The organism is Pseudoxanthomonas sp. OG2 (assembly GCF_014192765.1).
GTDB lineage: Bacteria > Pseudomonadota > Gammaproteobacteria > Xanthomonadales > Xanthomonadaceae > Pseudoxanthomonas_A > Pseudoxanthomonas_A beigongshangi.
The window spans coordinates 827,573-853,924 of record NZ_JACHYM010000002.1 but is presented as its reverse complement, the minus strand read 5'-3'; the positions used below and the strand labels follow the sequence as shown (position 1 = coordinate 853,924).

26 protein-coding genes and 1 tRNA gene are annotated in these 26,352 nt (G+C 66.5%); 18 read left to right on the top strand and 9 right to left on the bottom strand.

Annotation, left to right across the window (positions count from 1 at the left end):
• Nucleotides 1–288 precede the first annotated feature (288 nt).
• Together FHW78_RS17015 and FHW78_RS17010 are read left to right on the top strand one after the other, a co-directional pair.
• Nucleotides 289–1,029, top strand: a complete 741-nt coding sequence (locus tag FHW78_RS17015; protein ID WP_183643402.1) for a hypothetical protein — start codon at nt 289–291, stop codon at nt 1,027–1,029.
• Between the two features lie 290 nt (nt 1,030–1,319).
• The gene (locus tag FHW78_RS17010; RefSeq protein ID WP_183643399.1) at nt 1,320–1,628 is read left to right on the top strand and encodes a hypothetical protein; all 309 of its coding nucleotides are present in this window, start codon (nt 1,320–1,322) and stop codon (nt 1,626–1,628) included.
• Nucleotides 1,629–1,884: 256 nt separating this feature from the next.
• Here the strand turns inward: FHW78_RS17010 and FHW78_RS17005 are convergent.
• A tRNA-Phe gene (locus FHW78_RS17005) sits at nt 1,885–1,960 on the bottom strand.
• A gap of 182 nt (nt 1,961–2,142) precedes the next feature.
• Between FHW78_RS17005 and FHW78_RS17000 the strand changes: the two genes are divergently transcribed.
• Nucleotides 2,143–2,592 (top strand): DUF6491 family protein, encoded by a 450-nt coding sequence (locus tag FHW78_RS17000; RefSeq protein WP_183643396.1) that lies wholly within the window; start codon nt 2,143–2,145, stop codon nt 2,590–2,592.
• Nucleotides 2,593–2,642: 50 nt separating this feature from the next.
• Here the strand turns inward: FHW78_RS17000 and FHW78_RS16995 are convergent, their stop codons facing one another.
• The 4 genes from FHW78_RS16995 to ftsY all read right to left on the bottom strand — a co-directional run bounded on the left by FHW78_RS16995 (nt 2,643) and on the right by ftsY (nt 6,564).
• Nucleotides 2,643–2,912 (bottom strand): oxidative damage protection protein, encoded by a 270-nt coding sequence (locus FHW78_RS16995; RefSeq protein WP_183643393.1) that lies wholly within the window; start codon nt 2,910–2,912, stop codon nt 2,643–2,645.
• Nucleotides 2,913–2,990: 78 nt separating this feature from the next.
• Nucleotides 2,991–4,043: an A/G-specific adenine glycosylase gene (gene mutY / locus FHW78_RS16990; protein WP_183643390.1), complete on the bottom strand. Its 1,053-nt coding sequence runs from the start codon at nt 4,041–4,043 to the stop codon at nt 2,991–2,993.
• Nucleotides 4,040–5,290: a hypothetical protein gene (locus tag FHW78_RS16985; RefSeq protein ID WP_183643387.1), complete on the bottom strand. Its 1,251-nt coding sequence runs from the start codon at nt 5,288–5,290 to the stop codon at nt 4,040–4,042. Before FHW78_RS16985 ends, mutY begins: the two co-directional genes overlap by 4 nt.
• Entirely contained in the window at nt 5,287–6,564 is a 1,278-nt protein-coding gene (gene ftsY / locus FHW78_RS16980; protein ID WP_255443370.1) for a signal recognition particle-docking protein FtsY, read from the bottom strand. Before ftsY ends, FHW78_RS16985 begins: the two co-directional genes overlap by 4 nt.
• Between ftsY and rsmD the strand changes: the two genes are divergently transcribed.
• The 7 genes from rsmD (at nt 6,497) to FHW78_RS16945 (ending at nt 11,979) form a co-directional block, all read left to right on the top strand.
• Nucleotides 6,497–7,147 (top strand): 16S rRNA (guanine(966)-N(2))-methyltransferase RsmD, encoded by a 651-nt coding sequence (gene rsmD / locus FHW78_RS20070; protein ID WP_255443329.1) that lies wholly within the window; start codon nt 6,497–6,499, stop codon nt 7,145–7,147. The two genes, ftsY and rsmD, sit on opposite strands and share 68 nt — an antisense overlap.
• Nucleotides 7,144–7,641, top strand: coding sequence for a pantetheine-phosphate adenylyltransferase (coaD, locus tag FHW78_RS16970; RefSeq protein ID WP_183643378.1), 498 nt, complete (start codon nt 7,144–7,146; stop codon nt 7,639–7,641). Before rsmD ends, coaD begins: the two co-directional genes overlap by 4 nt.
• 57 nt (nt 7,642–7,698) lie before the next feature.
• Entirely contained in the window at nt 7,699–8,193 is a 495-nt protein-coding gene (locus FHW78_RS16965; RefSeq protein WP_183643375.1) for a hypothetical protein, read from the top strand.
• 95 nt (nt 8,194–8,288) lie between these two features.
• Nucleotides 8,289–8,537 (top strand): YfhL family 4Fe-4S dicluster ferredoxin, encoded by a 249-nt coding sequence (locus FHW78_RS16960; protein WP_141453636.1) that lies wholly within the window; start codon nt 8,289–8,291, stop codon nt 8,535–8,537.
• 96 nt (nt 8,538–8,633) lie between these two features.
• Nucleotides 8,634–10,343, top strand: coding sequence for a gamma-glutamyltransferase (gene ggt, locus FHW78_RS16955; protein ID WP_225562261.1), 1,710 nt, complete (start codon nt 8,634–8,636; stop codon nt 10,341–10,343).
• Between the two features lie 107 nt (nt 10,344–10,450).
• Nucleotides 10,451–11,341 (top strand): MBL fold metallo-hydrolase, encoded by an 891-nt coding sequence (locus FHW78_RS16950; protein ID WP_183643370.1) that lies wholly within the window; start codon nt 10,451–10,453, stop codon nt 11,339–11,341.
• Nucleotides 11,342–11,382: 41 nt separating this feature from the next.
• A complete protein-coding gene (locus FHW78_RS16945; RefSeq protein ID WP_218533621.1) occupies nt 11,383–11,979 on the top strand; it encodes a transposase in 597 nt (198 codons plus the stop codon).
• Between the two features lie 257 nt (nt 11,980–12,236).
• On the opposite strand, the gene upp is transcribed toward FHW78_RS16945, so the two are convergent.
• Nucleotides 12,237–12,869 (bottom strand): uracil phosphoribosyltransferase, encoded by a 633-nt coding sequence (upp, locus tag FHW78_RS16940; RefSeq protein WP_183643367.1) that lies wholly within the window; start codon nt 12,867–12,869, stop codon nt 12,237–12,239.
• Between the two features lie 108 nt (nt 12,870–12,977).
• Entirely contained in the window at nt 12,978–15,320 is a 2,343-nt protein-coding gene (locus tag FHW78_RS16935; protein WP_183643364.1) for a TonB-dependent receptor, read from the bottom strand.
• A gap of 172 nt (nt 15,321–15,492) precedes the next feature.
• Between FHW78_RS16935 and FHW78_RS16930 the strand changes: the two genes are divergently transcribed.
• Nucleotides 15,493–16,623, top strand: coding sequence for a phytase (locus tag FHW78_RS16930; protein ID WP_255443328.1), 1,131 nt, complete (start codon nt 15,493–15,495; stop codon nt 16,621–16,623).
• On the top strand, nt 16,620–17,228 hold the full coding sequence (locus FHW78_RS16925; protein WP_183643361.1) for an inorganic diphosphatase: 609 nt from the start codon (nt 16,620–16,622) through the stop codon (nt 17,226–17,228). The genes FHW78_RS16930 and FHW78_RS16925 overlap by 4 nt, the downstream gene beginning before the upstream one ends.
• Before the next feature lie 132 nt (nt 17,229–17,360).
• On the opposite strand, the gene FHW78_RS16920 is transcribed toward FHW78_RS16925, so the two are convergent.
• A complete protein-coding gene (locus tag FHW78_RS16920; RefSeq protein ID WP_183643357.1) occupies nt 17,361–18,857 on the bottom strand; it encodes an aminotransferase class III-fold pyridoxal phosphate-dependent enzyme in 1,497 nt (498 codons plus the stop codon).
• A 118-nt stretch (nt 18,858–18,975) separates the two neighbouring features.
• On the opposite strand from FHW78_RS16920, the gene FHW78_RS16915 reads away from it, so the two are divergent.
• The 6 genes from FHW78_RS16915 (at nt 18,976) to secF (ending at nt 25,278) form a co-directional block, all read left to right on the top strand.
• Nucleotides 18,976–19,407, top strand: a complete 432-nt coding sequence (locus FHW78_RS16915) for an Lrp/AsnC family transcriptional regulator (RefSeq protein ID WP_141453627.1) — start codon at nt 18,976–18,978, stop codon at nt 19,405–19,407.
• A gap of 85 nt (nt 19,408–19,492) precedes the next feature.
• Nucleotides 19,493–20,521, top strand: coding sequence for a tRNA preQ1(34) S-adenosylmethionine ribosyltransferase-isomerase QueA (gene queA, locus FHW78_RS16910; protein WP_183643353.1), 1,029 nt, complete (start codon nt 19,493–19,495; stop codon nt 20,519–20,521).
• Nucleotides 20,522–20,644: 123 nt separating this feature from the next.
• Nucleotides 20,645–21,766, top strand: a complete 1,122-nt coding sequence (gene tgt, locus FHW78_RS16905) for a tRNA guanosine(34) transglycosylase Tgt (protein ID WP_183643349.1) — start codon at nt 20,645–20,647, stop codon at nt 21,764–21,766.
• Nucleotides 21,767–21,990: 224 nt separating this feature from the next.
• Nucleotides 21,991–22,332, top strand: a complete 342-nt coding sequence (yajC, locus tag FHW78_RS16900; protein ID WP_183643346.1) for a preprotein translocase subunit YajC — start codon at nt 21,991–21,993, stop codon at nt 22,330–22,332.
• 59 nt (nt 22,333–22,391) lie between these two features.
• On the top strand, nt 22,392–24,296 hold the full coding sequence (gene secD, locus FHW78_RS16895) for a protein translocase subunit SecD (RefSeq protein ID WP_183643343.1): 1,905 nt from the start codon (nt 22,392–22,394) through the stop codon (nt 24,294–24,296).
• Between the two features lie 16 nt (nt 24,297–24,312).
• Nucleotides 24,313–25,278 carry a protein translocase subunit SecF gene (gene secF, locus FHW78_RS16890; RefSeq protein WP_183643340.1) on the top strand — a complete coding sequence of 322 codons (966 nt, stop codon included), beginning with the start codon at nt 24,313–24,315 and terminating at the stop codon, nt 25,276–25,278.
• Nucleotides 25,279–25,429: 151 nt separating this feature from the next.
• Here the strand turns inward: secF and FHW78_RS16885 are convergent, their stop codons facing one another.
• Nucleotides 25,430–26,260: an inositol monophosphatase family protein gene (locus FHW78_RS16885; RefSeq protein WP_183643337.1), complete on the bottom strand. Its 831-nt coding sequence runs from the start codon at nt 26,258–26,260 to the stop codon at nt 25,430–25,432.
• Nucleotides 26,261–26,352 lie beyond the last annotated feature (92 nt).

Here is a 26,352-nt window from a genome sequence, read left to right as displayed (position 1 = left end):
TTCTAAAGCAGAGCGATCCAGTGCTCCCGGTCACCCTGCGTCCGATCAGAGTTGGCTGGCCATAGCTGGCTGGAGGTCACGGAAGGCGAGCAGGACGCCCCACTAGTCTCCAGGATCAGTGCCACGTTTGGCCAATGCACTCGTCGGCCGATGGCCGCCAGCAAGGCACTACTGCCTCCAGCACCAATCTGTGACGCCAGAACCATCTTGCGAAGTGTTGTGTCTGGGCGAACTCGATATCATCCTGTACACGCTGTACGGCCTACTATCCAACCGGAGGGATTAATCATGCGCGTCAGCCTGCTTGCAGTGTGTCTTGTTGCCACCATGCCTTTCTCGGCACTCGCGCAGACTGCACCCCCGGACGTGGCAGACTTGGTAGGAGCTCGAGCTGCCGGCGGTGAGACCCAACTGCTGTCCCGCGGCTATGAGCTGCGTGATTCGAGTACTGTGCGTGACCAGCGTTTTACTTTCTGGTGGAGCGCGAAGCGCAGCCAGTGCATCTCGGTATCCACCTCCGAAGGACGCTATGCCGCCATACAAGCGGTTCCAGGTGCGAACTGCGGAGGTACAGGGTCGGCAGAGCCGGCAGATGTATCCGCCCAACAGGACCCAAATTCCCTGGTTCTGGTCTGCTACGGGGCGGGAACCCGGCCCGTCGCCAAGACAGAGCAAACCTATAGCTGGGACCACAAGGACAACAAGTGGAAGGAAGGGAATTCGGTGGTCAGCAGCGCGCAAGGCTTCAATAGCGACGTTCAAATCGAACTGTATGGCGACCATGGTCGAATCCACTTGGGACAAGGACTTGTGCCTCCGATTAATTCGGGGGGCGACCATGGCTGGTGGGAACTGGACAACCTGCAAGTTGGCGAAGACCGGATTACGGCGGGCTACCGTTTGAATGGTATGAACAAGCCGCGGGTTACCGTGAACCGGAATTCGGGGCAAATCACCATCGAAGGCGGAACGAAGTTCTCTGGTCAGTGCGATATCGGGAACTTCGGAAAAGGCCAGCGCCGTTTCTAGTCAGCTATTGCTGCTTTAGTGGAGGCCGGCCGTTCTCTAGAGCGCGGCTCGCTGCTAGCCAAGTGACGCAGATCCGTTTCCAGCGTGATCTGCTGATCAATCTAGCAACTTGCTAGATCACTAACCAACCAGATGACGAATATGCTCCGCGTACCTTCTTGTCGAAGAGCAAGCGGTGGATGCATCGATTCGATACTTTCGTAGAAGCAAGACGTGGTGACCTTCGTAGGATTGCCTATGCAACCCAGGGCAAAATGGAGGCAGATGACCTCATCCAAGAGGCATGGGTGGTGGCAATCGAAATCGGCGATGGCATGGAGGAGCCGTTCGACTTCTCCAACCTGGAGCACCAGGAACATCTCATCGCCAAGATGTACGTCCGGTTCGTAAAGTACGCGGACAAGACGGTCCGGTACGCCATGAAGTTGGACCCTGGCTGGGACCAGCCTGAAGAAGAGTCCGCGGGCGGTGCCCTCTCCAAAGTCCTCTCGGGGCCGGAATCCGACGACCCCTTGGTGGGGTGGGACTGGGCCTCCACACGAGGGGTAGGCAAGGTCTGCAATGGAACCCATCCGCCTCTCCTCGTGGACTTCCTTTAGTGGGATTGGGTCCAGTCCCACACAAAGTAGATAGGTGGGGCGAAGCATAGGCTTGGCGCCAGAGGCTACCTCGGCAACGTCACATGGCCATGCTCCGTGGTTCAAGCGCGGTCAGACGCGCCGCGATGACCGAATGTCGAAGGCGGGGCACCGAAACAGGGTGTCTGTTTGGGCAGAGGCAAGGAATTTTCCTATGGCAACCAAAGCCATGCCGCGACCAAAGAAAAAGGGCCTGCATTTCTGCAGGCCCCTGAAATGGTGGCCGGGGAGGGAATCGAACCCCCGACACAGGGATTTTCAATCCCTTGCTCTACCAACTGAGCTACCCGGCCAGGTTTTATCGCTTTGCGGCTACGTGGCCGGTGCGAGCCGCGCATGATACGGGAAGGGCGGGCGGACTGGCAAGCCGGACGATGGCTGAACGTGCCGGGGACGCGCCCGCGCCGGCGGTCGGCGGCTGGTGCATGATGCTGCCGGGAAGAGAAAAAACGTCGACCCGACCGGGAGTTACGCCATGAAACGTCTGTTCCTGCTGTGTGCCCTGGCCGCGCTCAGCGCGTGCGCCACCACCAAGATGAGTTCCACCGAACGCCTTGCCCTGTACCGCGAGCATGCCGCCGCGCCGGTCAAGGATTTCAGTTATTTCGGCAGCCTCAACGGCTGGCAGCCGCTGGGTGATTCCGCGCTGGCCGTCTGGACCAAACCCAATGAAGCCTACCTGCTGGATCTGGCCGGCCCCTGTCCGGATCTGGAGTTCGCGCCGGCCATCAGCATCAGCAGCATGATGGGGCGGGTGACCAACTTCGACCGCGTGCGCCCGCTGGGCGGTGGCAGCGGGATGATGCGGATGTCCTGCCGGATCAAGACCATAAGCCCGCTGGACCTGAAGTCGCTGAAGGCGGCAGAGAAGGAAATGCGCGAGGCGAAGATCGAGGCGCGCCAGGAAGGCGAGCCGGCCAACTAGTCGGCCATTGGTCCGGTCCACGAAAAAGGCGGGGATATCCCCGCCTTTTTTCATGCTTCCGGCACGTAGCCGGCCGGTTTGTCGGCGCCGCCGCCGAACAGGAACTTCTCCAGTTCCGCTTCCAGGAAGGCGCGGTGTTTCGGGTCGCGCGGCGACAGCCGGTTCTCGTTGATCAGCATGGTCTGGTGCGCCAGCCAGGCCGCCCAAGCCGCCTTGCCGATGTGGGCGAACACGCGCTTGCCGAGTTCGCCGGGGTAAGGCACGAAATCCAGGCCCTCGGTTTCGCGCTTTTCGTATTCGCAGTAAACGGTGCGTGCCATGTAGGTATGTGGATGTGTCTTCGTCGTCGTGGGCGACAGGATAGCTGGTTCCCGGCAAATGGCGGGACGAGCCCCGGATCAGGTCGTGGTCAGCAGCTTGCGGATCGGTGCCGGCAGGCCGATCCGGGCCAATTCGTCGCGTGCCACCCAGCGCAGATCGGCGCCGGCGCGTACCGCCGCCCGTGGCGCGAGTCCGCGCCAGCGCAGCGGATGCATGCGCAGGCGATAGTGGCTGAACACATGCGGCAGTTCCGGCAGAGCCTCGGCGCGGTCGTAGTCGCCCTGCAGATGGGCATCGAACCAGTGCCGCGCGGCGTCGTGATCGTCGGCCTCGGGCAGCGACCACAGCGAAGCCCAAATGCCGGTCGGGGGGCGCCGTTGCAGCAATACCTGGCCGTCGTCGTTTTCGGCCAGCAGCATGATCGCGATGCGTTCGGGCAGCGGCTTGCCGGGTTTGGAGGTCGGCAGTTCGTCGACCTGTCCGTCGCGCAGCGCCACGCAGTCCACGTGCACCGGGCAGAGCATGCAGGCGGGATCGTGGCGCGTGCACAGGGTGGCGCCCAGATCCATCTGTGCCTGGGTGTAGTCGGCCATGCGGCCTGCCGGCAGATGGGCGGCGGCGAATTGCCACAGCTGCTTTTCCACCGCGGGGGTCCCCGGCCAGCCGGTGACGCCGTGGTAGCGCGAGAGCACGCGTTTGACGTTGCCGTCCAGGATCGGGAAGCGGTCGCCCCAGGCCTGCGAGAGGATGGCGCCGGCGGTGCTGCGGCCGATGCCGGGCAGCGCGAGCAGGGCGTCGAAATCGCGCGGCAGGTCGCCGGCGTGCTGCTCCACACAGATGCGCGCGGCCGCGTGCAGGTTGCGGGCGCGGGCGTAGTAGCCCAGGCCGGACCACTGCGCCAGCACTTCATCGAGCGTGGCGGTGCCCAGATCCTTCAGGGTCGGAAAGGCTTCCAGGAAGCGGGCGAAGTAGGGAATCACCGTCTTCACCTGGGTTTGCTGGAGCATGATCTCCGACAGCCATACGCGGTAGGGCGTGCGTGGATGCAACCAGGGCAGGTCGTGGCGGCCGGACTGGTCGAACCAGGCCAGCAGGTGGTCGGCGAAACGGTCTTCGGTGGTGCTGGTCATGGCGCGGATTCGGGGGCGGGCAGGGCCGGATCGTCCAGCTGCAGATCCACGCCCTCCAGGGTGGCGCCGGACACTTCCAGGCGGGGGGCGGTGAAGCGGCCGCTCAGCGGCGGCAGCGGCGAGCCACCACCGGCCTGCAGCGCATGCAGCCAGTCCATGACTTCGAACAGCCGGAAGCGGGCGTCAAAGCGGGCGTCTTCGCGTTGCAAGCGCAGGTGCGCGATGTCCGCCAGGTCGGTGGTGCCGCGATAGGCCAGTGCGAAGGGAAGTGAGGAGGTCGAGCGTCCCAGCGGCGGCGGCAACGCCGGCCATGCGTCCGGCCAGCCCGCCAATCGTCCGCGCCAGTCGAGCAGCAGGCCGTCTTCCAGGCCGAGTTCACCGGCGGCGTCCAGCGAGGGCATGGCCCCTTGCCCGCGCAGGGCGAACGCGGCCGGGCGCAGGCGCAGACCATCGGCGAATTCCAGTGGTCCGGCCACGCCGAGCGCGAACGGCTGTCGGGTCGCGCCCGCGAGGTAGTGCGCGCTGGCGCCGAGCACGGCGCGTTCCAGGCGCGATTCGGCCTGGCGCAGGTAGGCGGACAGGCGCAGCCTGGTCGGCAGCCGCCAATCCTTGCCCGCCGGCGTGGCCTGTCCGGCGACGCCCAGTCCGCCATCCTCGCCCAGCCGGCGCAGATGGAAGGCCAGATCCAGCGGCGCTTGCAGTTCGCCGCCCCGATAGTGCGCCTGCACCTGGCCGCGCAGGGGCTGTCCGGCTTCCAGGCGGGGAATGCGCAGGTCGATGCGTTCGAGCGACCAGTCATCGCCGCGGATCCGACCGCCGTCGACGCGTATGCCATCGGTGAGCGTGGGGATGCGCGTCTCACCCGCAGGGCGTCGCGACAGCCATGACTGCAGCGCAGCCAGATCGAGGACCGGCGCGTCCAGCTCCAGCCGCACCGCGGTCAGCTCGCGGCCACGCGCGCGCAGCGTTGACCAGGGCACCGAGATGAAGACGCGGTCCGCGGTCAGCAGGGGCGTGGCGGCGCCCGGTTCCCGCACGGTCACGCCGCGGACGATCAACTGCGGCGTGCCACGCAGGCGGTATTCGCCAACGCCGGATGCGGAAATTTCCAGGCCCAGCGCATTGCCGGCCATGCCCAGCAGCGCCGGCGCCAGCCGCTGCGGTTGCAACAGCCAGTGCAGCAGGCCGATGCCTGCGAGCAGCAGGACCGCCAGCGACAGCAGCGCCAGCCTGCGGCGCCGGCTCACGCGCCCAGCGTTTCCGGCAGCAGCGCGTCAACGAAGGCTTCGGCGTCGAACACCCGCAGATCCTCGGAACGTTCGCCGATGCCGGCGAACCGGATCGGGATGCCGAACTCGCGTGCGAGCGCGAACACCACGCCTCCCTTGGCGGTGCCGTCCAGCTTGGTCACCACCAGCCCGGTGATGTTCACCGCGGCGTGGAACTGGCGCAGCTGCGACAGCGCGTTCTGGCCGGTGGTGCCGTCGATGACCAGCAGCACTTCGTGCGGCGCGGCCGGATCCAGTTTCTGCAGCACGCGCTTGATCTTGCCCAGTTCCGCCATCAGGCCCTGCTGGGTGTGCAGGCGTCCGGCGGTATCGGCGATCAGCACTTCGGTGCCGCGCGCCTGCGCGGCCTGCAGGGCGTCGAACGCGACCGAGGCCGCGTCCGCGTTCTGTCCCTGCGCCACCACCGGCACGCCGTTGCGTTCGCCCCAGGTCTGCAACTGCGCCACCGCGGCGGCGCGGAAGGTATCGCCGGCGGCCAGCATCAGGTTGCGGCCTTCGTCCTTGAAGCGGCGCGCCAGCTTGCCGATGGTGGTGGTCTTGCCGACGCCGTTGACGCCGACCGTGAGCAGCACGAAGGGGCGAATGTTCCGCGGGATCTCCAGCGGTTTGGCCACCGGCGCCAGCATCGCGATCAGGTCCGTCCGCAGCGCGGCCAGCAGTGCGCGGGCGTCGGCGAACTCGCGCGCCTTCATGCGCTTGCGCAGGCCCTCGACCAGCGCGGTGGTGGCGGGCACGCCGACGTCGGCGGTCAGCAGCGCGGTCTCGATTTCATCCAGCAGGTCGTCGTCCAGGCGCGGGTTGCGCGAGAACAGGCCGCCCAGGCCACGGGCAAAGCTGGTGTTGCGCAGGCGCTCGCGCCAGCCCGGCTTGCCGGCGGGGGCGGCGGGCGGCTCGGTTCCGGATGCGACGGTAGCGGCGGGCGCGACGACCGTCGGGGCGGAAGCCGGCACGGGTGCCTCGAACATGGTCGGTGCGGGCGATGCGGCGGCATCGTCCTGCGAAACGGGGTGGGAAGTGTCGGAAACGGGATTTTGGGGCGCCGGGCGCTGCGTCTCGGGCAGGCTCGCGGGCGCGTCAGGCTTCTTGCGTCGGAACCAGCTGACCATGACACGGGCAATCGCGGAGAATGGGCGCCATGGTATCACCCGCCCCCTTTCCGCCCCGATGAAACCCGGCCGCACGCCACCCGCGCGCGGTCCACGCGCCGCCCCCCCGGCCGGCAGCGTCCGCATCATCGGCGGACGCTGGCGCAATACCCGCCTGGCGGTGCCGGATCGGCCCGGGCTGCGTCCGTCTTCCGATCGCGTCCGCGAGACCCTGTTCAACTGGCTGATGCCGAAACTCGCCGGCGCCCGCGTGCTGGATGCCTTCGCCGGCAGCGGCGCGCTCGGGCTGGAAGCGGTTTCGCGAGGTGCGGCGCAGGCGGTGCTGGTCGAGCGTGACGCCGGCCTGGCCGAGGCGTTGCGGCAGGCGGTGGAGCGGCTGGGGGCCGCGTCGCAGGTGCGGGTGGAGGGCGCCGACGCCCTGGCGTGGCTGGCGAACGCGCCCGGAGAGCCGTTCGACATCGTGTTCCTGGATCCGCCCTTCGCCGATGGCCTGTGGGACGCTGCGTTGCGGGCACTGCCGCGGCATCTTTCCGGTGACGCCTGGGTATACGTGGAATCCCCGCGGGAACAGGTACTCGCGGTACCGCCGGACTGGCGACCGCACCGCGATGGCCAGACCCGCGACGTCCGCTACGCGCTCTATCGGGTTCCCGGCGGGCAGGGCGCTGCTACACTGCGCGGCGACTCCCATCGACCCGATTCCGAATGAGCGTGTCCCGTACCCGTACCGCGGTTTATCCCGGCACGTTCGACCCGATCACCAACGGGCACATCGACCTGATCGATCGCGCCGCGCCGCTGTTCGAGCGCCTGATCATCGGCGTGGCGGAAAGCCCCGGGAAGGGGCCGGCGTTGCCGCTGGAGCTGAGGGTGGAACTGGCCCGCAAGGCGGTGGCCCACCATCCGCATGTGGAAGTGCGCGGATTCGATGGATTGCTTGCCCACTTCGTCAAGGAAATCGGCGGCGGCGTGCTGTTGCGCGGCCTGCGCGCGGTCTCGGACTTCGAATACGAATTCCAGCTGGCCAGCATGAACCGCCATCTGATTCCCGAGGTGGAAACCCTGTTCCTCACCCCCGCCGAGCAGTACGGCTTCATCTCGTCCTCGCTGGTGCGCGAAATCTCGCGTCTGGGCGGGGATGTGTCCGGTTTCGTCACCGCCGACGTGGCCGCCGCCATGAAGGCCCAGTGGCGGCGCACCTGAACCGCGTGCTTTTGTGGCACGATCCTTCCTACATCGACTTATTGAGGGGACAGAACCATGACCAACATCGCCACACGACTGCTGCTGATTGCCTGCCTGGTCGTGCCGTTCGCCGCGTGCAAGAAGGAAGAGGCCAAGCCGGTCGAGGCCGCCGAGGCACCGCTGGTCGTTCCCGCCAAGGACGATGACGCCGGCTGGCGCACCTATCTGTCCGAGGTGGTGACCCGCAACATGGGCACCATCACCAACACCCCGTTCCTGTACTACCTCCCGCCGGAATCGGATCCGGAGTTCCAGGCCAAGTACGATCGTTCGCTGGAACAGGCCAAGAACGCGATCGCGCGCGGCATCGTCGGCGGCAACCTGCTAGCGTTCGGTTCCTCCGCTTCCACCCGCATGGCGGATCTGGTGGTCGCTTCGTTCCAGGGCGTCGAACCCGACACCATGAAGGGCGTGCGCGTGGTCTTCATCGGCGAAGCCGCCGACGGCGAGCGCGTCAAGGCGGCCGTGGCCCCGGCCGGCGTGGACTACGTCTTCGTCGAAGCCAAGTAACAGGCTCCGCGCGTGGCCGCCTTCGCGGCCACGCCTTTGCGGGGGCATCGCGCCCCCGCGAAAGCGGGGCTCCCGGAATCGAGAAGTCCCCCGCAATGTCACTCAAGATCAACGAACTCTGCGTCAACTGCGATGTCTGCGAGCCCGCCTGTCCCAACCAGGCCATCTCGATGGGCGAGACGATCTACGTGATCGATCCGGCGCGCTGCACCGAGTGCGTCGGCCATCATGACGAACCGCAATGTGTCGTCGTCTGCCCGGTGGAGTGCATCGACCCCGATCCGGCGTATCCTGAGACCCAGGAGCAGCTGCTGGCCAAGTTGCGCCGGCTGCAAGGCGGCTGACGCGGGAGGGCCGCCAACAGGTACCCGTCAGGAGATGTCGTGAAAGCACGTCGAGTCACCGCGCTACTGTTTGCGCTTTCCCTTTTCGTTCCCGCGCTGCATGCCGCCGATGCCGGCGACGCCGGCCAGCGCGTCGCCAACGCGGCGACCCATCCGCCCGGATCGGCCATTGCCAGCGCGCATGCGCTGGCGACTGAAGCCGGCTTCGAAATCCTGCACGCCGGCGGCAACGCCTTCGACGCGGCGGTCGCGGTATCGTCGGTGCTGTCCGTGGTCGAACCGATCAGCTCGGGCATCGGCGGTGGCGGCTTCTTCCTGCTGCACGATGCGCGGACCGGCAAGGACGTGTTCGTCGATGCGCGCGAGACCGCGCCGGCCGCCGCCACGCCGGAGGCCTATCTGCTGGCGAACGGCGAGTTCAATCGCGATCGCGCCGAGAACGGTCCCTGGGCCGCCGGCATTCCCGGCCTGCCCGCCGCGCTGGTCCACCTGGCGAAGAACTACGGCAAGCTGCCGCTTGAGACCTCGCTCGGCCCCGCCATCCGCATCGCCAGCGATGGCTTTCCTGTCTATGGCCGGCTGGCGCGTGGCTATGCCTCGCGCCGCGAGGTGATGGAACGTTTCCCGGGTACCCGCGCGGTGTTCCTGGCCGATGGTGATCCGCCCAAGGAAGGCGAAATCCTCAAGCAGCCCGACCTGGCCCGCACGCTGCAATTGCTGGCCGAGCGCGGCCACGACGGTTTCTACAAGGGCGAGATCGCGGGCAAGCTGATCAAGGGCGTGAAGGCCGAAGGCGGTCGCTGGACCGCCGGCGAACTGGCCGCCTACCAGGTGCGCGAGCGCGAACCGCTGAAGTTCAAGTATCGCGACTGGCAGATCACCACCGCGCCACCGCCATCCTCCGGTGGCGTGGCGGTGGCGCAGATGCTGCAGATCCTGGAAGGCTGGGACCTGGCGAAGCTCGATGAAACGCACCGCACCCACCTGACGGTGGAGGCGATGCGCCGCGCCTTCCGCGATCGCACCTTCTACCTGGGCGATCCCGATTTCGTCGAGATTCCGTTGAAGACGCTGACCAGCCGCGACTACGCCGCCGGTCTGCGCGCGACCATCAATCCGGACAAGGCCACGCCGAGCAACCTGTTTTCGGGCCAACCCACGCCGCTGGAAGACGAGGAAACCACCCATTTCTCGATCATCGACGCCGAGGGCAACCGGGTCGCGGCCACCCAGACGGTCAACCTGCTGTTCGGCTCGGGCCTGATTCCGCCCGGCACCGGCGTGCTGCTCAACAACGAGATGGACGATTTCGCGCTCAAGCCCGGCACGCCGAATGCCTTCGGCGTGATGGGCTTCGATGCCAACGCGCCCAAGCCGGGCAAGCGCATGCTCAGTTCGATGACGCCCAGTTTCATGGAGTCGCCGGATCGCATCGCCGTGCTGGGCACGCCCGGCGGCAGCCGCATCATCACCATGGTCCTGCTGGGCATGCTCGGCTACGACCAGGGGCTGGGCGCGCAACAGGTCGCCGCGCTGCCGCGCTTCCATCACCAATGGCTGCCGGACGTGATTTCCGCCGAAAGCGGCGCGTTCAGCCCGCAGGTGGCCGAGGCACTGCGGGCAATGGGCCACCAGGTCGATCTGCCCGGCGACACCGCCGCCGGCGGTCGCGGTTCCAGCCACGTCTGGGGCAACTTGCAGACCGTGCTGTGGGATCGCAAGGCCAACACCCTCACCGGTGGCGCGGATCCACGCAATCCGGTGGGCAAGGCGGAAGTCGAACCGGGCGAAGCCGCCACGCGCTGAGAAGGATCCCGTCCGTAGAGCGGAGCTTGCTCCGCTGCTGGGCGGGCTGGAGACCACCCAGCCGAGCAAGCTCGGCTCTACACGCGCACCGGCGTACAATCGGTGCCATGAAACTCTGGTCCATTCTCGGCAATTCCCAGAAGCTCGACGGCGGCGCGATGTTCGGCAACGCGCCGCGCGCGATGTGGTCCAAATGGCTGGCGCCCGACGAACAGAACCGGGTGCCGCTGGCCTGCCGCGCGCTGCTAGCGAGTCCGCTCAATGGCAAGACGGTGTTGTTCGAAACCGGCATCGGCGCGTTCTTCGATCCGAAGATGCGCGAGCGTTTCGGCGTACAGGAGGAGCGGCATGTCCTGCTGGACTCGCTGCGCGAAGCCGGCTTCGGCCACGACGACATCGACGTGGTGGTGCTGAGCCATCTGCATTTCGACCACGCCGGTGGACTGTTGGCGCCGTGGAGCGAAGGCCAGGCACCGGAACTGTTGTTTCCCAACGCCACCTTCGTGGTCGGCAAGGCGCACTGGCAGCGGGCGCTGAAGCCGCATCCGCGCGATCGCGCGAGCTTCATTCCCGAGTTGCAGGGATTGCTGGAGGCCAGCGGCCGGCTCGAGCTCGTGGACGGCGAACATTCGCGCGCACTGGGCGACAGCGTGCGCTTCAGTTTCAGCGACGGCCACACGCCGGGGCTGATGCTGGCCGAAGTGGTGGGTCCGGAACGCGTGGATGGCGCGCCGCATGGCGGCGTGGTGTTCTGCGCCGATCTGATTCCCGGACGTTCCTGGGTGCACGTGCCGATCACGATGGGCTATGACCGCAACGCGGAACTGCTGATCGACGAGAAGCGCGCGTTCCTGGAAGACAAGCTGGCCCGCAACGTGCATCTGTTCTTCACCCACGATCCCGATTGCGCACTGGCCCAGGTCACCCGCGACGAGCGCGGCAGGTTCGGCGTGGCGCACGAGTTGCCGGAGCTGCACGCTCGTCCGCTGGCCGCATGACGTAGAGCGGAGCTTGCTCCGCTTCGCGCGAGAAGCAGGTCATGAAGGAGCCGGGCAAGCCCGGCTCTACGTGGTTGACGTCATCCGTAGGGATCCCGCTACAACGCGCAACGTTTGAATCCGACACGCCGATGGACTTTGTTCCGACGGCGGCGATGAAGCGGCCACGCCATGCTTCGGTCATGGCAAGTCCAGCATTGAACAAGGGAAGATGGTCGGAGAAGGGCGCCTACTACGTCGTCACCGTGGTGACGGCCAGCCGGACGCCCTGGTTCCGCGAGCCTCGGCCGGCGCATTGCATTGCAGGCGAATTGAAGCGTTGCGAGGACGAAGAGCGGCTCAGGTCGTTGGCCTGGGTGGTGATGCCCGATCATGTGCACTGGTTGTTCGAGCTTGGTGACGGCTCCATCAGTCAATGTCTGCAGGCATTCAAATCACGCAGTGCACGCGCGGTCAACGAAATCGTCGGGCGCGCGGGACCTGTCTGGCAGGCGGGTTTCCATGATCACCGGGTGCGCAGTCATGAAGACTTGCGTTCGCAGGCGCGCTACATCGTTCGCAACCCATTGCGCCGTGGTTTGGTGGAACGACTGGATCACTATCCGCACTGGCATTGCGAATGGCCAGCCGACGCGTAGAGCGGAGCTTGCTCCGCTTCGGGCTTGCCAGACGTCTGGAGGAGCCGGGCAAGCTCGGCTCTACGCGGGCTGTAGAGCGGAGCTTGCTCCGCTTCGGGCGTGCCGGACATCCGGAGCAGCCGAGCGAGCTCGGCTCTACGCGGGGTGTGGAGCGGAGCTCTCCGCTTCGGGCGTGTCGGAAATCCGGAGGGGCCGAGCTTGCTCGGCTCCGGGGCACGATGCAAATCCGGGAGAATCCGCGCAGCCTGGGCTTCGGCTCAGCCCACGCGGGTGCCGAAGATCCGGTCACCGGCGTCGCCGAGGCCAGGCAGGATGTAACCCTTGTCGTTCAGATGGTTGTCGATGGCGGCGGTATAGACCTCGACGTCGGGGTGGGCCGCTTCCAGCGCGGCCAGCCCCTCGGGCGCGGCAACCAGGAAGATGCCCTTGATGCGTTTGGCGCCGGCGCGCTTGAGCATGTCGATGGTGGCGATGAGGGTGCCGCCGGTGGCCAGCATCGGATCCAGGATGAGCGCGTCGCGCTCGTCCAGGCGACCGGTCAGGCGTTCGAAGTAGGGCACCGGTTGCAGGGTCTCCTCGTCGCGCTGCAGACCGACCACGCTGACCTTGGCGGCGGGAATCAGCGCCAGTACGCCCGGCAGCATGCCCAGGCCGGCGCGCAGGATGGGGACCAGGGTGATCTTGGCGCCGGCGATCTTGCGTACCTGGACCGGTCCGGCCCAGCCCGGCATGGTCGCTTCCTCGGTTTCCAGATCCGCGGTGGCCTCGTAGGCCAGCAGGGTGCCCAGTTCGGTCACCAGTTCGCGGAAGCCCTTGGTGCTGAGCGAGGCGTCGCGCAGCAGGCCGATCTTGTGCTGGACGAGGGGGTGGCGGACTTCGACGGTCTTCATGGCGGCCTGCGGCGATGACGGGTGGCGGAAGTCTGCATCAAACCCGTCCGTCCCACAAAAAAGAAGCCGGCTTGCGCCGGCTTCCACGGGACGCGGGGAGGGCCGCGCTCAGAACGCCCAGCGCATGACCAACTGATAGCTCGGGCCGGCCTCCTCGGTTTCCAGCTCGTACTCGTCGTAGTCGCGATCGATCTGGTCGGCCTGGTTGTCGAACTTGTGGAAGAACTCGTCCTTGGAGGCGTCCAGCAGGTTGGCGGCGGTCAGGCGCATCGACATGGTCTTGCCGAAGCGCTTCTCCACGAACACTTCCAGATCGTCGCCGTACTTGACGGTCACTTCCTCGGCCAGGATGCGGCTGAAGGCGTCGCCCTGCTTGCGATAGGTGGCGCCGAAGCTGGCACCGAGCGACGGCAGGTCCTGGATGAAGCCGACGTTGTAGACGCTCTTGGCCTGGTCGTTGAAGCGGCGCTCGCCGATGAAATCGGTGACCTTGCTGTTGAGGTAGGAGTAGTTGAGGAACACGCCGGTGTTCGGCATGCCCAGCGCGGTCAACGGGGTCGACAGATCGAACTCGACGCCATAGACCTTGCCGTCGCCGACGTTGGCCGAGGTGAACAGCCAGCTTTCGGCGTCGAACTGGAAATCGTCCTCGGTCGCGCCGGGATTCTCCGCCAGGAATTCCTCCAGGTCCTCGGCGTACTTGTCCTGCGCGTCCTCGCTCAGTTCGCCGGTGTTGACCAGTTCGATCAGGTTCTTCACATCGCGGTAGAAGAAGTTCAAGCCCACCACGCCATGCTTGCCGAGGCGACGCTCGAAGCCAAGGTCGATGCCGTTGGCGGTTTCCGGGTCGAGTTCCGGATTGCCGATGTAATCGTTGTCGCCGTACTCGCCGTCCAGCAGGGCGGGAATCAGCTCGTTGAAGTTCGGGCGCTTCACGCTCTTGGCCAGCGACAGGCTGATGCGGGTGGCTTCATCCAGATCCCACTTCAGGTGCAGCGAGGGCAACAGCTCGTTGTAGTCCTTGCTGGCGGATCCGGCGACGTCGCCGTCCTCCTGGTAGCGGATGTCCGAACGGGTGGTTTCGTAGCGCAGGCCGGCTTCCCAGGAGAACGCCTGGCCCTTGCCCGAAAGCATCAGGTAGGGGTCGACACGGGTTTCCTCGATCAGCGAGCCGATGACGCCGTCCGGTTCATAGGCCACCGGATCGCCTTCATTCTCGGCTTCCCAGGCGTAGTTGGTGTAGGTGACGTCGCGTTTCTTGCGCCGCCAGTCCACGCCGAATTCGAGTTCGGCGCCGCCCGCCGGGCGCTTGTGCGCGATCTTGAAGCTGGTCTCGGTGTCCTTGGCGTCCACGGCCTGGGATTCGGCTTCGGAAGCGTCCCATTCGCCGTTCACGTACTCGTGCTTTTCCTCGCTGACGGCGCTGTCGTCCTCGAAGCGCGCGTAATCGAGGTCGAACTCGGTGGTGCCGCCGGCCATGTCGAACCTGTACCCGGTGCCGACACCCCAGTTGCGTTGGTCGATCGGATTCAAGCCGGGCACGCGGGAGTCGATGACGTCTTCGTCGTCGTACTCCACTTCATGGGAGACCTCGGTGACGTCGCGGTCGGTCTTGACGTAGAAGCCGTCGATGCTGATGCGACCGGTTTCGCCGACGTCGGCGGTGTACGACACGTTGGCCGAGTAGTCGCGGCCGTCCTTGACCTCGGTCTGGTCTTCCCAGCTCACCAGTTCCTGCCGGGACGGGTCGGCGAAGCGGTCCGAGCGCTTGACCTTGGAGCGGTAGCGGTCCTGCACGTTGATGCCGGCGAGCAGGCGGCCACCCAAGGCGTCGACGCTGGTCACCGCGCCGAAGGTCGGGTTCACCTCGCCGTCGTACCAGCGATTGACGCCGATTCGCAGGTAGCTGCCGTCGAACACGTAGGCGTCGCGCAGGACGATGTTGATTGTGCCGGCGATGGCGTCGCCGCTGCGGTTGGCGCTGTTGCTGCGCAGGATTTCGATGTGATCGACCATTTCCGCCGGGATGCGGTCCACCCAGAACGAGCGATCGTCACCGGCGCCGGGCACCTTCTTGCCGTTGATCAACACCTGGGTGTAGCCGGCGGCCATGCCACGCATCATCGCGCCGTCGAATTCCATGATGTCCGAGCCGACGAAGGTCACGCCGGGCACGCGCTTGAGCATGTCGCCCACGGTGTTCGGCTCGAAACGCTGGAAGTACTCCAGGTCGTAGGACAGGGTGGGGGAGATGTCGTCGGTGCGGTTGCGGTAGGCGATTTCGCCCTGGACGACGATGGTGTCCAGTTGCTTGGGGTCCTCCGCCGGCACGGCGGACGCGCCGCCACCGCCATCGGGCATGGCCTGCGCTCGCGCCAGCGGGATGGCACTGATCATGCCGGCGCAGAGCAATGCCTGTGACAGGCCGATGGCCAGGGCGGTGCGTTTCATCGTCGTGTTTTCCCCGTGTGAAGATAAACGGCGATTTCTACGGGGCTTAGATGGCGGCAATATGACCATCAGATGGCACGTCGGCGAACCTTCGACGATGCAACCAAAACGTCATAATCGATGCGTAGAACATTGCGGTTTGTTGACTGTCAACCGCTCCAGGGGATAACGCATGTCGCACCGCTTGAACGCAATGGCCAGCCTGCTGGCGATCCTGTCCATGGCCGGCTGCGCCGGCGTCGCGCCGACGGTGGCCGACCGCGAGCCGGACGAGAACGTGGAAAAGGATCCGCTGCTGAGCGAAGCGAAGATCCCCCACGTGGTGGTGCCCGAGGCTTTCCTGACCGCCGACACGCCGGCCGACAACGTCGACTCGCCGGCCAGTTGGCGCTCGCCGGACGGCAAGCGCTGGCTGATCGCCACCGCCAAGGCGACGGATCAGCTGATCGTCTATGACGGTGTCAGCGGCGAACGCCTGCGCACGGTCGGGGGGCCGGGCACGGGTGCCGGCCAGCTCCAGCGTCCCAACGGCATCGCCGTGATTGACGATCTGGTGCTGGTGGTCGAGCGCGACAACCATCGCGTGCAACTGTTCCAGCTGCCGGGATTCCAGCCGCTGCTCAGTTTCGGCGCCGAGGACCTGAAGCAGCCCTATGGCCTGTGGGTTCGCCCGCAGAAGGACAGCTACGAGGTCATCGTCAGCGACAACTACATGTCGCCGCAGAACGAGGACCTGCCGCCGCCGCTGGCGGAGCTGGATCGCCGGTTCAAGCGCTACCAGCTGCGGCGCGTGCCGCAGGGCTGGGCGGCGACATTGACGGGCACCTTCGGCGACACCTCCGAAGCCGGCGCGATCCGGATCGCCGAGTCGGTGTTCGGCGATATCGCCAACGATCGCCTGCTGCTGGCGGAAGAGGACGTCGCCACCGGCACCCGCCTGCGCGAGTACGGGCTGGACGGTCGCTATCGCGGCCGCGACATCGGCGCCGACCTGTTCAAGGCGCAGGCCGAGGGCATGGCGCTGGCGCAGTGCGCGGGTGGCACGGGCTTCTGGATCGCCACCGATCAGTTCAAGGATCGCAGCGTGTTCCATGTGTTCGATCGCCTCAGCCTGGAACACCTGGGTGCCTTCACCGGCGAGCGCACCGCCAACACCGACGGCGTGTGGCTCGATCAGACCGTCGACAAGCGCTTCCCGGAAGGCGTGTTCTACGCGGTGGATGACGACAAGGCCGTCGCCGCGTTCGACTGGCAGGCGATTGCCCGCGCGTTGAAGCTGCCCGCCTGCAAGCCGGCACAATGAGCCGCGCGGTCGTCCTGCTTGCGGGATTGATGGCCGCATCGCTGGCGCAGGCCGGCGATACGGTGGTCCACCCGTTCCTGGCCGCGCAATCGCCGAAGGTGCCGGAAGAAGCGGTGCTGGCGGTGGAAATACCGGCCGGCAGTTTCACCAAGTACGAGATCAACGAAGAAGGATTGCTGTTCGTCGATCGTTTCCAGTCTATGCCGGTGGCCTATCCGGCCAACTACGGTTCGATGCCGCGCACCCTGGCAGGGGATGGGGATCCCCTGGATGCGCTGGTGTTGACCCGCGAGCCGCTGCATCCCGGCGTGCTGATCCGGTTCCGGCCGATTGGCGTGCTGCGGATGGTCGATGACGGCAAGACCGACGAGAAGATCATCGGCGTGCCGACGGACAAGGTGGATCCCACCTACGCCGGCATCCGTGATCTCGCCGACCTGCCCGCCATCGAGCGCGATCGCATCGAGGCGTTCTTCCGTGTGTACAAGGATTTGCCCAGGGGGCGCAATCCGGTCCGGTTGAACGGCTATGGCGACGCCGCCGAGGCCAGGGCGTTGATCCAGGCGGTGATGGTGCGGTTCAACGAGGCGAAGCGCACGCCGTAGCGCCGGAGTTGCCGGCGCGGGATGTGGGGAGCCCGGGCAGCGGAGCACGCTCCGCTCTACGCGAGCCGCGCGCAAAAAAGGCGGACACCGCCAGGGGTGTCCGCCCACGAGGAAAAACGCGATCCGGGAGGATCAGGCCGCCGCGGCCTGGGTGTTGCGCGGACCTTCCTGCAGCGCGCGGCCGACCATCGACACCAGCAGTTCCAGTTCCTCGGCACCCATCGCGAAATGCGGGGTGAAGCGCAGCGAGTTGGCGCCGCCGTGGATGACGTTGATGCCGTGCTGGCGCAGCCATTCCTCGGTGGAGTTGGCGCCGTAGCACTTGAATTGCGGGGCCAGTTCGCAGGAGAACAGCAGACCGGTGCCCTGCACCTTGGTGATCAGGCCGTCCAGTTCGTCCTTCAGTTTCTCGAGGCGGGCGACCGCATCGACGCCGCGGGCGCGGATGTTCTCGCGGACCTGCGGGGTCAGCTGTTCCAGCGTGGCGCAGGCCACGTCGAGCGCGCGCGGATTGGTGGTCATGGTGTTGCCGTAGACGCCCTTGCGGTACAGGCCGGCGGCGCGTTCGCTGACCGCCAGCACCGACAGCGGGTACTGCGCGGCGTTGAGCGCCTTGGAGTAGGTCTCCATGTCCGGCGCGTCCAGGCCTTCGAAACCGGGGTAGTCGACGATCGACAGTACGCCGTGGGCGCGCAGGCCGGCCTGGATGGAGTCGACCAGGAACAGGCTGCCGTGCTGGCGGGTCAGCTCGCGCGCGGCGGCGTAGAACGCCGGCGGCACCGAGCGGCCCGGATCGCCTTCGCCCATCACCGGCTCCAGGAACACCGCCTCGATGAACCAGCCCTTGGTTTCGGCGTCGGCGAACGCCCGCTTGAGCGCCTCGACGTCGTAGGGCTCGATGGCGATCAGCGAATCCTCGCCACGGTAGCTAGCCAGGTGCTGCTGGTAGGTCTTTCGCGAAGAGTCCGAATACAGGGCCGGACGCTCGGTGCGGCCATGGAAGCTGCCCTTCACGACCACGCGCTTGACCGCGCGACCTTCGTGGCGGGCACCCGGGTCGGTCTGCAGCTTGGTGTTGATGTCGGCGATGCGGGCGGCCAGGCCGACCGACTCGGAGCCCGAGTTCAGGCACAGGAACTTCGCGTACGGACAACCGCCGCGGGTCTGGCCGATTTCCTTGCGCAGGGCGCGGTCGAAGCGCAACTGCGACAGGCTCGGGGTCATGATGTTGGCCATCACCTGCGGCCGCGCCATCGCCGCCAGGATCGGCTCGGGGGTATGGCCGAAGCCGAGCATGCCGTAGCCGCCGGCGTCGTACAGCACCGCGCCGTTGAGGGTCACCACCCACGGACCGCGCGCGGCCAGCGCCACGTACGGGTTGACCGCGTCGTCCGGATAGAAATTGACGTAGCCGGCCTGGACGGCGCGCAGCTGCGCTTCCTCGTCCAGATCCAGCAGCTCGGCGAATTCGTCCTTCAGGCGGGCGTGTTCGGCGGCGGCGGCCTCGATGGCCGCGACCAGGGCCGGCTGGCTGGCGGCGAAACGCTCGAGGGTGGCGTCGTCCAGTCCGGTGGTCAGGCGCTTGCCCGCATGGGCGCGGAGGGGGGCGAGCAGGTCGAGGAGGGCCATGGTGTTCTCCGGAAAGGATGGCAAACCTCTATTATGTGGATAAATTCGTCGTTTGACAGTTATGATTTGCACGAATTTTCTGTAGATTTCGTCGAATCGACGAGGCGAGCGCCCTGAAATGAAGATCTCCGCGACCGACCAGTTGCTGCTCAGCCTGTTGCGCGACAACGCGCGCGCCTCGACCGCCCAGATCGCGCGCCGGCTCAATCTGTCGCGAACGACGGTGCAGAGCCGGATCGAGCGGCTGGAACGCGAGGGCGTCATCAGCGGCTATACCGTGCGGGTGCACGATGACTACGAGCGCGGGCACATCCGCGCGCACATCATGATCACCGTGCATCCCAAGCAGATGACCTCGGTGGTCGCCTCCCTGCGCGCGATGCCCGAGGTGCGCCTGCTGCAGTCGGTCAGCGGCGCCTATGATCTGATCGCGGTGGGCGTGGTGCCATCGGTGGACGGCATGGATCTGCTGACCGATCGGATCGGCGCGATTGACGGCGTCGAGCGCACCACCTCGTCGATCGTGCTGTCGACCAAGTTCGAGCGCTGAACGGCGGCGCGCGCCGGGCAGGGGACGCAAACGCCCGTGGCGACCGGCTCCCTTACAATGGCGGGCTTCCCCGAGCCGTCCCCCTGTGAAGAAATCCGATTTCCATTTCGACCTGCCCGAGGCCTTGATCGCCCAGGCGCCGCTGCCGGAGCGTTCGGCCAGCCGCCTGCTGGTGGTGCCACCGGGCGACGCCGCCTTCGCCGATCGCCAGGTCCGCGATCTGCCGGAATGGCTGGCGCCGGGCGATCTGCTGGTGTTCAACGACACCCGGGTGATTCCGGCCCGGCTGTTCGGCCAGAAGGAGACCGGCGGGCGGGTCGAAATCCTGATCGAGCGCCTGTTGCCTGACAACGAGGCGCGGGCGCAGGTGGGTGCCAGCAAGTCGCCCAAGCCCGGTAGCAGGATTGCCCTGGACGCCGGCGGCGAGGCCGAGGTGCTGGGCCGGGACGGCGAGTTCTACCGCCTGCGCTTCCACGTGCCCGCGGCGCTGGAAAGCTGGCTGCTGCAGGCTGGCCGCCTGCCGCTGCCGCCGTACATCCAGCGCGAAGCGGGGAAGGACGACGACGAGCGCTACCAGACCGTGTTCGCACGCGAGCCGGGCGCGGTCGCCGCACCGACCGCCGGCCTGCATTTCGACGAGCCGCTGCTGGCGGCGCTGCACGAACGCGGCGTCGAATTCGGCCACGTCACCCTGCACGTGGGCGCCGGCACCTTCCAGCCGGTGCGGGTGGATGACGTCCGCCAGCACCAGATGCACAGCGAATGGCTGAACGTCGGTGCGGCGCTGATCGAACGCATCCAGGCCACCCGCGCCCGCGGCGGGCGGGTGATCGCGGTGGGCACCACCGTGGTGCGCGCGCTGGAATCGGCGATGCGCGATGGTCAACTGCAACCGTTCGCCGGCGAGACCCGCATCTTCATCTTCCCCGGTTATCGCATCCGCAGCGTGGACGCGATGATCACCAATTTCCACCTGCCGGAGAGCACCCTGCTGATGCTGGTTTCGGCGTTCGCCGGCAAGGAACGCGTGTTCGCCGCCTATGAGCACGCGGTGCGCGAACGCTATCGCTTCTTTTCCTACGGCGACGCGATGCTGCTGTTTCCGTCCATATGATTCCTGCAGGAGCGACGTCGGTCGCGACGATGATGTTTCCGATGTGCTCAAGCCATCGCGACTGACGTCGCTCCCACACCAAAGATTGCAATCCGGCTTTCCTTCTTCCAGTCCCGCCCTCCCATGTCCCGACTCCAGTTCCAGCTCGACACCACCGACGGCAACGCCCGCCGCGGCCGCCTGACCTTTCCGCGCGGCACGGTGGAGACACCGGCCTTCATGCCGGTGGGGACGTATGGCTCGGTCAAGGGCATCCTGCCGGACCAGATCGAGGCGCTGGGCGCGGAGATCATCCTCGGCAATACCTTCCACCTCTACCTGCGCCCGGGCCTGGAGGTCATCGCCCAGCACGGCGGCCTGCACGGCTTCGCGCGCTGGAGCCGGCCCATCCTCACCGACTCCGGCGGCTTCCAGGTGTTCTCGCTGGCGCACCGCCGCAAGATCACCGAACAGGGCGTGACCTTCGCCTCGCCGGTGGATGGCAGCAAGGTGTTCCTCGGTCCCGAGGAGAGCATGCGCATCCAGAAGGTGCTGGACTCGGACATCGTGATGATCTTCGACGAGTGCACGCCGTATCCGGCCACCGAGGAAGTCGCGCGCAAGTCGATGGAACTGAGCCTGCGCTGGGCCGAGCGCAGCAAGCGCGCGCACGAGGGCAACGACGCGGCGCTGTTCGGCATCGTCCAGGGCGGCGTGCACGAGCCGTTGCGCGAGCGTTCCGCGGCGGGGCTGCAGGCGATTGGTTTCGATGGTTACGCCATCGGCGGGCTGGCGGTCGGCGAGCCGGAGGAGGAGCGCAACCGCATCCTCGAACACATGCATCCGATCCTGCCGCAGGACCGCCCGCGCTACCTGATGGGCGTGGGCCGGCCGGAGGACCTGGTGGAGGGCGTGGCGCGCGGGGTGGACATGTTCGATTGCGTGATGCCGACCCGCAACGCCCGCAACGGCCACTATTTCACCTCGTTCGGCACCGTGCGCATCCGCAACGCCAAGTACGAGAAGGACATGCAGCCGATCGAGCCGGGTTGCGGCTGCCATGCCTGCCGCAACGGCTTCACCCGCTCGTACCTGCGCCACCTGGACCGCTGCAACGAGATGCTGGCGCCGATGCTCGGTACCCTGCACAACCTTTGGTACTACGAAAAGCTGATGGCCGACATCCGCGTCGCCATCGAACAGGGCCGCTTCGGCGACTTCCGCCAGGCGTTCTATGCCGCCCGCGGGGCGGAAGCCCCCCGGTAACCGCGATCGCGTAGAGCCGAGCTTGCTCGGCTTGGCGGGATGCCCGGGTGAGGGGAAAGCAGCGGAGCAAGCTCCGCTCTACAGGGTGATGCGGAACCTTTCCGGGCCGGGACGGTCTTCACACCGTCCCGGCGAAGCCCGCCGGGTCCGGCGCGGCGCCGGGACGGGGATGCCTGCCGCGTGGCATAATTCCCGGCTGCTTTCGCATAAGAACGGATAACTCCATGAATCTGCTCGATTTTCTGATCGCCCCGGCGCATGCACAGGCCGCCGGCGCTCCCCAGGGTGGCCTGGGTGGTTTCGGCCTGCTGATGCCGATCATCCTGATTGCCATCATGTACTTCCTGATGATCCGCCCGCAGATGAAGCGTGCGAAGGAACATCGGGCCATGCTGGAAAAGCTCTCGCGCGGCGACGAGGTCATCACCACCGGTGGCATCGCCGGCACCATCACCGACATCGGCGACAACTTCATCACCATCGAAGTGGCCGACAACGTGCGGGTGCGCGTGCAGAAGGCCGCCGTGGGCAATGTCCTGCCCAAGGGCACCCTGAAGTCCGCCTGATTTTCCCTTCCGACCATCGTTGAGCGCGCACCCGGGACGGGTGTGCGCGGGTTGCCGCAATGCTTGAATTCCCTCGCTGGAAATACGTCGTCATCCTGCTGGTCGTTGCGCTGAGCGTGTTCTACGCCCTGCCCAACATCTACCCGCAGGATCCCTCGGTACAGATCACCCCGAACCGCGGATACGCGGTGGACGCGGCGTTGCGGCAGAAGGTCGAGGCCAGCCTCAAGGAGGCCGGCGTGGCCACCAAGGCGCTGGACGACCAAGATGGCAAGAGCCTGCTGGTCCGCCTGCCGGGCCTGGATGCGCAGACCAAGGCCAACGACGTCCTGCGCGGCGCGTTGGGCGAGAACTACGTGGTGGCGCTGAACCTGGCCTCGACGGTCCCGGACTGGCTCAGCCGGTTCGGCGCCCGCCCGATGGTGCAGGGCCTGGATTTGCAGGGCGGCGTGCACTTCGAGTTGCAGGTCGACCAGAAGGCCGCGCTGGACAAGCGCGTCGACGCCTACGTCGAGGACGCCCGCCTGACCCTGCGCGACAACCGCATCAAGTACCAGTCGGTCGAACGCCGTCCGGACAACAGCATCGCCATCGCCCTGGCCCCGGGCGAGGACGCCAACAAGGCGCGCGACCTGCTGGCCAAGACCCTGGTCGCCTCGTCCAATGCCGGCGGCGCCGGGCTGGCGGGCGGCGGCGCCCTGACCTATGACGTGGAAGGCGAGCGCATCACCATCGTCCTGCCGGAGAGCGAACTGAACCAGATCGCCGGCAGCGCCATCGAGCAGAACATCACCACCCTGCGCAACCGCGTGAACGAGCTGGGCGTGGCCGAGCCGATCATCCAGCGCCAGGGCAACGATCGCGTGGTCGTGCAGCTGCCGGGCGTGCAGGACACCGCCGAGGCCAAGCGCATGATCGGCGCGACCGCCACCCTGGAGTACCGCGCAGCGGTCGACGGCAACGCCTACGACGCGGTTGCCAGCGGCAACGTGCCGCCGGAGGCGCGGGTGTACTACCGCCGCGAGCTGGGCCCCGATGGCAAGCCGATCCCGATCCTGCTGAACAAGCGCGTGATTGTGTCCGGCGACCAGATGGTCGGCGCGCAGACCTCGACCGACCAGAACGGCCTGCCGGCGGTCAACGTCACGCTGAACAACATCGGCGGCCAGCGCATGTTCGACTTCACCAGCGCCAACGTGAACAAGCCGATGGCGGTGGTCTACATCGAGCGCATCCCGCAGGTGGATATCGTCAACGGCGAGGAAGTGCGCAGCACCCGGATCAAGGAAGAAGTGATCTCGGTGGCCAACATCAATGGCGTGTTCGGCAAGAACTTCATCACCACCGGCCTGGAAAAGACCGAGGCCGACGGCCTGGCCAAGCTGCTGCGCGCTGGCTCGCTGGCCGCGCCGATGGACTTCATCAACGAGCGTGTGGTCGGTCCCAGCCTCGGCAAGGAGAACGTCGAGCGCGGCACCAAGGCGGTGATGTTCTCGTTCCTGTTCGCACTGGCTTTCTTCCTTGTCTATTACCGGGTGTTCGGTCTGCTGACCTGCATCGCGCTGCTGCTCAACCTGGTGATGGTGGTGGCGGTGATGTCGTTGTTCGGCGCCACCATGACGCTGCCGGGCTTTGCCGGCCTGGCGCTGTCGATCGGCATGTCGGTGGACGCGAACGTGCTGATCAACGAACGCATACGCGAGGAATTGAGGGCGGGGGTGCCACCGCTGGCGTCCATCGCCACCGGCTACGACAAGGCCTCCGGCACCATCTTCGACTCGAACATGACCGCGTTGCTGGCCGGCGTGGCGCTGTTCGCCTTTGGCACCGGCCCGCTGAAGGGCTTCGCCGTCACCATGATCGTCGGCATCCTGACCTCCGTGTTCACCGCCGTGACCGTGTCGCGCGCGCTGGCCACGCTGATCTACGGCCGCCGCCGCAAGCTGAAGTCGCTGGCCATCTGACGAGAGCAACCGAACCATGAAACTCTTTCCGCTGCATCTCGTTCCCAACGACACCAACATCGACTTCATGCGCCTGCGCTGGGTGTCGCTGGCGGTCGCCCTGATCCTCGCGGTGGTCGCCGTCGGCGCCATGGCGTTCAAGGGCTTCAACTACGCGCTCGATTTCACCGGCGGCATCATGGTGGAACTGCGCTTCGACAACCCGCCGGACGTGGATGGCGTGCGCGAGCGCCTGGAAACCTCCGGTTACCAGGGCGCGCAGGTCCAGACCTTCGGCAGCGGCCGGGATCTGCTGGTCCGCCTGCAGCCGCGCGAAGGCCAGACCGATTCGGAAGCCGCCAACCGCACCGCCACCGAGGTGGTGAAGCTGGCGTCCTCGGCGGAGAACCCGGCGACCAAGCTGCGCAGCGAAATCGTCAGCCCGCAGGTCGGCAAGGAACTGGCCATGAACGGCCTGTACGCGCTGATCTTCGTGGTGGTTGGCTTCCTGATCTACATCGCATTCCGGTTCGAATGGAAATTCGCGCTGGCGGCGATCTTCACCACCCTGCACGACGTGCTGATCTGCGCCGGCTTCTTCGCCCTGACCGGGCGGGAGTTCGACCTGACCGTGCTGGCGGGCCTGCTGTCGGTGATGGGTTTCTCGATCAACGACACCATCGTGGTGTTCGACCGCGTGCGCGAGAATTTCCGCTCGCTGCGCGTGGATCCGGTCGAGGTGCTGAATCGTTCGGTCAACCAGACCCTGTCGCGCACCATCATCACCTCGTTCGTGGCGTTCCTGACCGTGCTGGCGCTGTACATCTACGGCGGCGGTTCGCTGGAAGGCATGGCGATCTCGCAGATGATCGGCATCGTGATCGGCACCATCTCCTCGATCTTCATCGCCTGCCCGCTGCTGACGATGGGCTTCATGAAGGTCACCAAGCAGGATCTGATGCCCAAGGCCAAGGACGAAGCGGCGCTGGCGCGCAGGCCCTGAGAGCCGGGATTCGGGATTGGGGATTCGAGAAGTCTCCCCTTTCCGGAACGAAAAAGGCCGCGCATCGCGCGGCCTTTTTTTGTAGAGCGGAGCTTGCTCCGCTGATGTTCATCCGGGCAAGGCGAAGCCGAGCAAGCCCGGCTCTACCGCATCAGCCCTTGGGCGGGTCGAAGCTGGCGGCGTAGCCGGAGCTGACGATGGTCTTCTGCAGGGCTTCGGCCACCTTGATGTTGCCGGCGACGATCTGGCGGGAGGCCGGGCCACGCCCGTCCATGCGCGGGGTGGCCGCGCCGCGGAAGTCGCAGATGCGGCCGCCGGCCTCACGCACCAGCAGCACGCCGGCGGCGATGTCCCAGTCCTTCACGCCGGCTTCGAAGTAGGCGTCCAGGCGGCCACAGGCCACGTAGGCCAGATCCAGCGCGGCCGAACCGGTGCGGCGGACGTCCTCGGCCTGGACCAGCAGTTCGCGCACGCATTCCAACTGGGCGCCGGCACGGGCGCGCTCGCGCGGCGGGAAGCCGGTGCTGATGACGGTGCCGGCCAGATCCTTGCGATCGGCTACCCGGATCTTGCGCTCGTTGAGCTGGGCGCCGGCGCCGCGGCTGGCGGTGAACAGGTCGTTGCGCAGGGGATCGAAGATCACCGCGTCGGTGGGCTCGCCGTTTTCGACCAGCGCGATCGACACGCAGTAGTGCGGGAAGCCGCGCAGGTAGTTGCTGGTGCCGTCGAGCGGGTCGATGACCCAGGTGTAACGGCTCTGGCCCTGGATGCCGCCTTCCTCGCCGACCACGGCGTAATCGGGATAGGCGCGGCGGAGTTCCTTGACGATGACCTTCTCGGCATCGGCGTCCACTTCGCTGGCGTAGTCCATCCGGTCCTTCTGCACCACGTTCAGCGCGTCCAGCTTGTTGATGCTGCGCAACAGGACGTTGCCTGCCAGTCGGGCGGCTTTGACCATGACGGTGACGGCGGGTTTCTGCATGGCTTCGGACCTCGGAACAGGCAGGGGGCGGTATGGACGGTGGAAAAGAACGGCGCGGCGCAGGGGCCGGCGCGCACAGTTTAACATCTGCG